Origin of the sequence: Acinetobacter sp. (genome assembly GCF_045628685.1) — a bacterium.
Taxonomy (GTDB): domain Bacteria; phylum Pseudomonadota; class Gammaproteobacteria; order Pseudomonadales; family Moraxellaceae; genus Acinetobacter.
On record NZ_JAZQPV010000122.1, the window covers coordinates 1 to 9105 of the forward strand.

The 9105-nt window shown below is 37.5% G+C and carries 11 protein-coding genes; 3 read left to right on the forward strand and 8 right to left on the reverse strand.

Features of this window, described 5'->3' with window-relative positions; translation table 11 throughout:
- The 3 genes from ACKI4H_RS15500 to xseB form a co-directional block, all read left to right on the forward strand.
- Positions 1-102: integrase core domain-containing protein (locus ACKI4H_RS15500; RefSeq protein ID WP_407305539.1), on the forward strand; the 102-nt coding region annotated here is incomplete at its 5' end.
- A 1172-nt stretch (positions 103-1274) separates the two neighbouring features.
- Positions 1275-2537: an exodeoxyribonuclease VII large subunit gene (gene xseA / locus ACKI4H_RS15505; protein WP_407307299.1), complete on the forward strand. Its 1263-nt coding sequence runs from the start codon at positions 1275-1277 to the stop codon at positions 2535-2537.
- Entirely contained in the window at positions 2530-2727 is a 198-nt protein-coding gene (gene xseB / locus ACKI4H_RS15510; RefSeq protein ID WP_407307301.1) for an exodeoxyribonuclease VII small subunit, read from the forward strand. The genes xseA and xseB overlap by 8 nt, the downstream gene beginning before the upstream one ends.
- Before the next feature lie 270 nt (positions 2728-2997).
- On the opposite strand, the gene ACKI4H_RS15515 is transcribed toward xseB, so the two are convergent.
- From ACKI4H_RS15515 to ACKI4H_RS15550, 8 genes are all read right to left on the reverse strand, one after another.
- On the reverse strand, positions 2998-3207 hold the full coding sequence (locus ACKI4H_RS15515; protein WP_407307303.1) for a hypothetical protein: 210 nt from the start codon (positions 3205-3207) through the stop codon (positions 2998-3000).
- Between the two features lie 270 nt (positions 3208-3477).
- Positions 3478-4149, reverse strand: coding sequence for a glycosyltransferase (locus tag ACKI4H_RS15520; RefSeq protein WP_407307305.1), 672 nt, complete (start codon positions 4147-4149; stop codon positions 3478-3480).
- Positions 4146-4745, reverse strand: a complete 600-nt coding sequence (locus ACKI4H_RS15525; protein ID WP_407307307.1) for a class I SAM-dependent methyltransferase — start codon at positions 4743-4745, stop codon at positions 4146-4148. The genes ACKI4H_RS15520 and ACKI4H_RS15525 overlap by 4 nt, the downstream gene beginning before the upstream one ends.
- A complete protein-coding gene (locus tag ACKI4H_RS15530) occupies positions 4738-5520 on the reverse strand; it encodes a PIG-L deacetylase family protein (protein ID WP_407307309.1) in 783 nt (260 codons plus the stop codon). The genes ACKI4H_RS15525 and ACKI4H_RS15530 overlap by 8 nt, the downstream gene beginning before the upstream one ends.
- Positions 5508-6530 (reverse strand): acyl-CoA dehydrogenase, encoded by a 1023-nt coding sequence (locus ACKI4H_RS15535; protein ID WP_407307311.1) that lies wholly within the window; start codon positions 6528-6530, stop codon positions 5508-5510. The genes ACKI4H_RS15530 and ACKI4H_RS15535 overlap by 13 nt, the downstream gene beginning before the upstream one ends.
- 231 nt (positions 6531-6761) lie before the next feature.
- Entirely contained in the window at positions 6762-7925 is a 1164-nt protein-coding gene (locus ACKI4H_RS15540; RefSeq protein ID WP_407307313.1) for a zinc-dependent alcohol dehydrogenase, read from the reverse strand.
- A 491-nt stretch (positions 7926-8416) separates the two neighbouring features.
- Positions 8417-8737 carry a transposase family protein gene (locus tag ACKI4H_RS15545; RefSeq protein WP_407307315.1) on the reverse strand — a complete coding sequence of 107 codons (321 nt, stop codon included), beginning with the start codon at positions 8735-8737 and terminating at the stop codon, positions 8417-8419.
- A 94-nt stretch (positions 8738-8831) separates the two neighbouring features.
- Positions 8832-9105, reverse strand: a 274-nt coding sequence (locus tag ACKI4H_RS15550; RefSeq protein WP_407307317.1) for a transposase family protein, incomplete at its 5' end; no start/stop codon positions are given.

Below are 9105 nucleotides of genomic sequence, written 5' to 3' on the forward strand. Positions count from 1 at the left end.
TTGGATGAAGTACAAGATTATGCAACAAGTTGGCTGTGGCATTACAATCATGAAAGACCACATCAGGCTAACAAAGGAAAGCCACCTTTAATGGCTGCTTAACCTCTACTTTTAACTTCGGTTATTTATGGGAGGACTACCGGAAGAACCCATCAATCAGATTAAACTTTAAGAATGCTGTGCTTTATGATGGTTTGAGTCATCCCCTAATCACATCCATGATGAGGGTTTTACTTTGATCATTTGGAGCGATGATACTTAACGCTTTTTCGTTGATTTAAAGAAATAAACCATTAAAGTGATGGATTACATAAATTTATATCCTAACCATTTCTAAATATAAAATAATACCATTTCTAAAAAAAAGTAATTCTGCTTTTAACTATTTATAAATTTAAATTAGTTAATATTTCTATGCATTGAATATTAAATCAAAAATTTAGTTTTCTTCTTTACAGCCTAAAATAAAATCTGAAGCAGGCGTTTTGTTTTTAAAAACCCCGACTACGACAGGGAAATTTAGCTCGGTCGTTAACTATGAAGTTTATTTCAAATGATGTAGAAAACATGCGCTTTGAATAAAATACTGCCCCATTTCAAAGCATTACTCTTCATTTTTATTTAATTTATCTATATAAAATACATGATTAAATAGGATGTAAGAGTCTATCAAGTTGTCCGAGGTTATATCTTCACTTTTAAAATTCGCAACAGATACATAAAAATAAAGCCTTATAGTCTCTCCCAAAACTATAAGGCTTAGATCTGTAGCTTCCTCTGCACAACGTACCGTCCTATAAGGTGGCAGTCATGCATTTATAATTATTATTATGCGATTCCCATCTACATACGATGAAATTCATTAAATGAATAATTACAGATATTTAAGCTAAGTTATAGTAGTTAATTCCTTGTTCTCTTGTAAGCATTTGCCTACAAAAATAAAACACTTCAATATTTACCAAATCAAATTAACATGATGAGGCGAGTCTAATGGGACTGAATCAGAAACAAAAGTTGGGTATGAAAGAATTAATAACTCAACCTTAAATTTTAATTTATTTATCCTATTTATGCCAAATTGTCCCAATTTACCAAACAGAATATTTATAACCAGCTTACTATAGTTGTTTCATAATCAATTCTAATTATTAAGTTATAAAGATTTTATTTTTAAAAATTTATGTTAAGACAATACAGATTTAAGTAAGTTCAATTGCCTTTAAACGATCAGTTCGGTAGTATTTTTATCATGATACTTTGCCAGCATATTTATGTACGAATCCCAGCTTTCATTAAGTGAATACTTATCAGCAGTCAAGGAAGTTATCCGTATAACTTTTAATGAGCCGGTGTGGGTGAAAGCAGAGATTCGCAATCTTAGTATCAAAGGTGGTCATTACTATTTAGAGCTTGCGGAAAAAGAGAACGATACAGATAAAGTCATTGCAAGCTGTAAAGCAACCATCTGGAAATTTTCAGCAGCCAAAATGATTTTAAAGTTTGAGCGTGAAAGTGGGGTTGAGCTATCGAGAGATTTAAATGTCCTGTTAAAAGTTAAAGCCACTTTTAGTCCTCAGTATGGTTTTTCCGTCAATGTAGAAGATATTGATTCAAGCTATACCTTGGGGGATATTGCTAAACGTTATCAGCAGATATTAGAGCGTCTTCACTCAGAAGGTCTGGCCAATAAAAATAAATCACTTCCTCCACCCTTCGATATTCAAAATGTTTTGGTTCTGGCTCCTGAGAATGCTGCTGGTCTGGGCGATTTCAAGAAAGATGCCGATGCTTTAGCCCAGGTTGGCGTTTGTCACTTCGTCTATCACACGGCGACTTTTCAGGGAAATACTGCAGCGGTTAGTATGATTGAATCTCTGACAGATGGCTTAGCTCAGTGGGCAACAGATTTCAACTCTACGCCAGATTTGATTGTGATTATTCGTGGTGGTGGCGCCATGAATGATTTGGCGTATTTAAATGACTATCCTTTAGCAGCTTTCTTGTGTAAATGTTCAGTTCCAATATGGGTAGGTATTGGCCATGAAAAAGACCGTACTATTCTAGATGAAGTCGCCCATCGTTCTTTTGATACTCCAAGTAAAGTAATTGGAGGTATTCGAAACCTGATAGTTGAACGAACACAACAAGTACTGCAATCATTACAGGCCATTAAGCTTTCATCCCAACACCAAATCGCGGCCTATCAAAACCAAAATAATCAGTACATCAAAGTGATCAAGACGCTGGCTCAAAACCAGATTAATACAACTCAGCAAACGCTTGAACTAATAAAAGGTAATAGCCAATATTTCGCGCAACAGCAAATTAAATTGGCATCCACTCAAGTTGAATCATTAATGCGGGAAACCCTATTACAAAATCCAAGAAATGTAATGGCCAAAGGATATGCAATTGTACGCAACCAAGGAAAAGCCATTCGTTCAATTTACCAAATTCCATGCGATGACATTCAGGTGGAATTACAGGATGGCATCATCCATGCCAATGTTAAAGAGGTAATCCGCAATGGCTAAAAAAGAATTAAGCTTTAAAGAAGGTTATGCGATTCTTAAAAAGAATGCTGAACTGCTTGAGTCTCAGGAAGAGCCGGATATTGATAACTTAATGAAGATTGTTGAGGAGTCCATGACTGCATACAAAGCCTGCAAGACACGTATAGATGCAGTGCAACAGGCTCTGAATGAGACTTTTAAAGATTCATGAATCCGCTATTTTTAATACTTAAAAAAGGTATACAGGTCTTTTAAAAGCTTGGTAATTGTCTTTCTCTTAGCAATAGCCCAAGCAGCTATTTTCACTGGACAATCTGATCATCAGTGATGGGTAATTTTATTTTTAGCTCTGCAAATGTGAGCATATGGTTCTCTATCAAATAACTTTTCTGTGGTTCAGTTTGTTGTGGCTAATTCACGTTGTTTTCGGGATGATCTATTCATATGCGGAATTATAAAATCTCAAACTTTATTTAGACAATTAAACCACTATTTCCCAAATAGTAGAGGCCTCTTCGGCTTCACAAAAACCTATCACTTCATTTGCGTCATTCATTTGAGGAATAAAATGATTGTTACGCATATCATAATAACCAGCATGGTCTTGCGCCTTGGCTAAGGTAACTTCATCACCGAGAACTTTATTAATGGTTCTCTCTTCTCCAGAATTTGGATTTTTAATTTTAATCATATCTATTTAGCTCCTTATCTATGTTCCTATCATAAGGAATATAAGGTTAATGTATAACTTAATTTGTTAGCTTCAATGTAAATGTATAATTGATTTATGATGTTTATACTTGTGCAGTTACTAAAAATACGCTTATTGCTAATACATCACTTCTGAAATCAATTAAATTTTAAGTCATTATAGAGAAGAATAGAAAATCCGCTATTAAATTGAGATTATTATACTTATTATTCGTTAACCCCATAATTGATAAAAATTTATATCTGAAAACTACTTGATTACCCTGCTGCTCATTTCAAGCTGATGTAAAAAACTTGCAAACCCTTCTGGTGCACGGGCATTTAAACGACTACTCGTTTTTACCCGGACTAAATTACTCCAGATGATTTTTAAATCCAGACTCTGCATTTGTTTTATTAAATGAATATCTTCATGACAATTCAAGGGTTTAAATCCGCCCGCTTGAATATAGGCAGTTGAACTAAAACTCAAATTGGCACCATGAATATGGGCATGATTCATCGTATCTTGATAATGTGTCAGGTAGTTTTTACGTGTAAGAAAAGAAAAATTGCGCCAGCTATCAACTTCCACTACACCACAAATTGCATCTGCGGGTTGATGATGGAGCTGCTGTAAAAGCCATTGCGTATCTACACAAGTATCAGCATCAGTACATGCAATCCAGGTAGCACCTGACTTAATCATATGACGTACCCCTAAGTCGCGTGCTTTACCTACACAACAAAAATGGCACTGTAAATAGTCAACTCCTGCACGTTGGACAATTTCCAGAGACTGATCGGTGCAGCTGTCTAATACAACAAGTACTCGTACTTCCCTGCTCAAAGTAGGCAGGGCTTGTATTGCCAGGTGTATAGAATGCAAACACTCTTCCAGATATTGTTCTTCATTACACGCTGGAATTACAATTCCAATCATATTAAGCCCTCTTTAGAAGCCAAGGTGGTCGTTTCTTTACTCCATAAATCAATTATAAAATCAGGATCGTTGACGTTTAAATAATGTGGTAGATGAAATTGCTGCTTCAATACATGATGAACTTCCTCACCTGTCAATATAAACCCATCAATCGGATAACGCCAATGACAACATACCACCACACCCTCAAGAGTTAAGCTGTTTTCAACTTTTTCTATTAAATGTGCTAACTCTTCTGGCTGAAGATAATACAGAATTTCGTTGATAATAATCAGATCAAATGATCCAGCAGGAAATTGTTCAGGAATATGCTGCTGTATGACTTTTACATGAGATAAATGATCAAGACGTACTTGTGCCAATTGTACTGCTTTAGAATGAGCATCCAGACAAATTAATTGCTTCGAGCGTTGAGCCAGGTGTTGGCTAAAAACGCCGTTAGAACAGCCAATTTCCAATACCTTTGAATAAACAGGTTGTAAAAGTAAGGCTAAACAGATTTGTCGTTTACGCTCTTCATACCAACGTTGTTCATAATCCCAAGGGTCATCACTATTTTTATAAAGTTCATCAAAATAATCTGTCTGATTAATCACAAATATAAACCTCGTAAGGCAATAAAATTCGTTGAATGGTCTGCGGAGATAAAATAGGCGCTTGTCCTGTACTGGTATCCGTTTCCAGCTGACTTTTAAAACACAAAATTGCCTTATTTTTATCTTGTAATTGTTGCGGGGTAAGCTCTAATTTTAAGGCATTTTGCCATGGAATACGGCGATCATCAGGAGCTGCCCAATGCCATGCCCAGATCAGCACTTGATAGCAGATCAAGTGAGATTCACTGGCCAGTTGTTGGGCCACTTTTCCTGTCGCTTCATGATCAGGATGTCCATCTTTATCAAAGGTACAAACCAAAATATCATCGGAACTGATCAATTTTCTTAAAGCTTTATAGAGCCAGTCTTGCTGTGCAGTAATTTCGCCATCCATTAAATTTAAAGCAATACGTTTTACCGCATGACTTATACCTAATACATCAAGCGCAGCATGGGTTTCAGCGGGCCTTATCGTATTTAATTGATGCGGTGTATAAAGCTGTGAATCTGGATGACTTTGAGTCCCGTTGGTAACGGAAACCAGTACAATGTCACGTTTAAGCTCGGCAAGTTGCTGTAATAACCCTGCACAACCTAGAATTTCATCATCTGGATGTGGTGCGATTATAAGGACACGCCTTCCTTCGGGAAAGCAGGTGACTAGATCCAACTGTCTTAAAGACTGCAGTCCAGACCAGCCTCGCCATTCGTGATAGCTTGTCCCATCTCCAAAAATAATGCGATCTCCCACCCCATCATCTTTTATAACCTCCATGCACCACCTTCACTTTCCTGACTTACAAGCTCTCCAATTCTTTCCATATCAAAGGCTGCATGACTTTGTCTCAAAAATACAGGCAAGTCCGCGACCAAAGCGGCAAAAATCCTATTTTCACAGAAAGGTCTCGCACCCAGTGCCTTGCCGACCTGCTCTAAAACAGCCTGTGCAGTTTGCTCAACTTTGGCACGTAGTATCCGGATAATGAGTTCATGGCCTTGCGCAGGATATTGATCAATTTGATCTGCCACATAATGAAAATATTGTTTCGTTGTGAACAGTAAAGTACTGATATCCCCCAGATACATCAGACGATAAGCATTCGGCTTTGTTTTGCATTGCTGATATAAAAAATCGGCCAGACGTGTTGCAGCCCCAAACCAGCAGGCAGCTACTCCAGCTGCGCCGTGCCAAAATCCAGGCCTTTCTAAGTAGGCATTTGAACCACCGACCGCTTCAGCCTTTACTTGATTAAAAACTATTGATGCAGTACGGGTATACTGCATTCCAATGGCATGCCAACCCTCGTGATTGATGTGAATATTTGGCTGGCTCATATCGACAATGATTAATTGTGAATGATCATGCTCATTGCGGTATGTAAGTAAACCATAATCGACCAGTCCTGCACCTGAACACCAGTTTTTCTGTCCTGAACAGAGAGCCTGCTTAAAATGAATGGGATGTGTACTTCCTTCTGCCGCCCATACCGCCCAAAGTCCATTATTAGCTGGACTATAATTTAATTCATTTAAAATGCTCAGTGCATCCAGATGAGATTCAAACCATTTGGCTAAATTTAAATTAGTGGATCCAACTTTTGCCAGTATCTTCCATCGCGCTAATGTTTTCCCCTCTCCCGGATGAGGAATATCAGGTGCGAACATGATTAGTTTTTTAAGGGTGTTTTCTAAATTTTGATAAATATCAGTTTCATTCTCTTCAAATTCAAAAAAAATTTTATTTAAAATCAAGGATATTTCTCCTTTTATTTTATTGCTGCCCATATTCATACACCATGAATAGAAACCTATAAGTAAAGTTTATTTATCTTGTATTTCACTTCATCTTAAATCTGTTAATTATTTGAATTATAGTAATTTTGTATAGTAATGATAAAATAATATAAAATTCTTAAAGCAAAACAGTAGCGCTATTTAAACTACCGCTACTGTTTAAGATCATTTACTTTTATATAATTCATTTAAGAATATTAAAATACTTTTTAAGGCGTCAAGTTAAGGAGTCAAAATAACTTTACGACATTCCTGTTCACGTTTATCAAAAATACGATAACCTTCAGCTGCATCTGAAAGATTCATGCGATGAGTGATAATAGCTTCCGGAGATAAGTCTCCGTTTTCAATAAATTCTAAAAGTTTAGGCAAGAATTTATGCACATGCGTTTGCCCCATCTTAAATGTCAGACCTTTATCGAAGGCATCTCCAAACAGGAATCCATGAATGGGGCCTGCATATACCCCCGGTACACTGACCACACCACCGCGACGAACCGCGGCTATACATTGACGTAGCGCTGCCCCGCTTGAACCTTCAATTTTAAGATTGGTCATCACAGTTTCAATCATGCTTCCCTTGGCTTCAAAACCAATCGCATCAATAACCGCATCTACACCACGTTGACCGGCAGTGTTACTGATAATAAATTCAGCTGCATCGACCTTGTCAAAGTTTACAGGGATTGCCCCATAGGTGTTGCGAGCATACTCCAAGCGGTAATTATTATGATCGACCATAAAGATCTGTTCAGCACCTAACATTTTCGCACATGCAGCCGAGAGCAAGCCAACAGGACCCGCTCCATAAATGGCAATGCTTGAACCTTTACCAATATTTGCATTGGTTACCGCTTGCCAAGCTGTTGGTAAAATATCTGTCAGAAATAATACTTTTTCATCGGATAATGAACCTGGCACCTTAAAAGGTCCTACATTGCCCTTTGGAATCCGCACGTATTCCGCCTGTCCACCCGGTACGCCGCCATATAAATGACTATATCCAAACAGTGCTGCACCTGGTGGAATCTGTTTCTTATTTAAAATTGCGCCTCGTCCGGTATTGGTCTTTTCGCAGGCTGCAGTCAAATCATGTTCACAGAAAAAACAATGACCACAGGCAATTACAAAAGGAATAATGACGCGATCATCTTTTTTAACTTGAGTGACCTCTGACCCCACTTCTTCAACAATTCCCATAAATTCATGCCCAAAGATATCGCCTTCTTCGGTTGCAGGAATTTTACCGCGATAAAGATGAAGATCCGAACCGCAGATAGCAGTCGCAGTGACCCGTAAAATGACATCATCGGGTTCCTGAATCACTGGATCTGGGACAGACTCGACCCGAACATCTCGAGCGCCATGATAAGTAAGAGCACGCATAATGAATTTCCTCTACTATTTTACTATTTGAGTTTTAAATGCCACATTCATGATAAATAAATTTTTTAAATATTTACGCAGATAGCTTGATCTATAGTGAAAAGATGCTTCTTTAAACTTATGGTTAAATAGAGAATTGTTCATGTCCAAAATTGTATAAAAATACAAGGTTCTAGTTATTAAATGTGTGTTTGAGTTATCTATAAAAGATAATTTAATAATTCACTCCTTCATTGCACTTAGATTAAAATCTTATACGGGGAAATAATAATGCGGCAGTTTTGAATTGCGTTGTCACTCATGCATAGTTTTTTATCATAATCAAAAATAAAAGCCTGATAGTCTCTCCCAAAACTATAAGGCTTAATGGTGTAGCTTTTCCCTTTACGACTTACTTTCATGTAAGTTCTTAGTGATATTTCATAGTCTTTATGAGATTATTCCATTTATTTACAATAGAATTCTCTTGATAAATAGACTTCTTTCATAAATCATTTTTTACTCAGCTCCAGGTTATAGATTCCAGCAATTAAATTGAATCTCAAACCGAGTCTTTTGCCTCTATTTCGATAACGTTCGGCAAGGATCTTGAAGGTTTTCAGGCTGCCAAAACCATGCTCAATTCCCATTCTTCTTTTATTGATCTCCTGATTATAGATTTTGAGTTCAGGATCCAGTTTACAGCGTCTTTTGGCTTTTAAAGGTAGCAGACTATTCGGATGCAGAGTATAAATCCCCTGATCGCCTTGATCTGCAAGGATAAAAACTCCTGATGGAACAAGATGCAGGTTTATTTTGAATAGCTCGATCATGCACTGCACCGCGACTGCTACATAAACTCAGAATTTGCTAAGTCTTGTAGTGAATCATGGCTGTACTTTGAAGGTATGGGTCTTTTTCTGGCCACTATAGCTTTTCTTCTGTTTTTTTAGGCCTTTGTATTGGGATTTCTGTGGCATCCACGATCACCACATTCCAGTCGATGCCTTCACCTTCTGGTAAGTCTTTGGGTAAATTAAAAAGATTGGACCGAATCAGAAAGTCTTCAACATGACGGACAATTCTTGAGGCTGTGGCTTCTGAAACACCGCAACTCGTCGCAATGTGAAATAAGGTTCGGTATTCCCGCCAATAGCTCAGACAGAGCAGAACCTGATCCTCAAGGCTTAACTTGGCCGGT

Coding starts and splice junctions, on each gene's coding strand:
- xseA (WP_407307299.1), top strand. CDS start 1,275: ATGTACGAATCCCAGCTTTCATTAAGTGAATACTTATCAGCAGTCAAG.
- xseB (WP_407307301.1), top strand. CDS start 2,530: ATGGCTAAAAAAGAATTAAGCTTTAAAGAAGGTTATGCGATTCTTAAA.
- ACKI4H_RS15515 (WP_407307303.1), bottom strand. CDS start 3,207: ATGATTAAAATTAAAAATCCAAATTCTGGAGAAGAGAGAACCATTAAT.
- ACKI4H_RS15520 (WP_407307305.1), bottom strand. CDS start 4,149: ATGATTGGAATTGTAATTCCAGCGTGTAATGAAGAACAATATCTGGAA.
- ACKI4H_RS15530 (WP_407307309.1), bottom strand. CDS start 5,520: ATGGAGGTTATAAAAGATGATGGGGTGGGAGATCGCATTATTTTTGGA.
- ACKI4H_RS15535 (WP_407307311.1), bottom strand. CDS start 6,530: ATGGGCAGCAATAAAATAAAAGGAGAAATATCCTTGATTTTAAATAAA.
- ACKI4H_RS15540 (WP_407307313.1), bottom strand. CDS start 7,925: ATGCGTGCTCTTACTTATCATGGCGCTCGAGATGTTCGGGTCGAGTCT.
- ACKI4H_RS15545 (WP_407307315.1), bottom strand. CDS start 8,737: ATGATCGAGCTATTCAAAATAAACCTGCATCTTGTTCCATCAGGAGTT.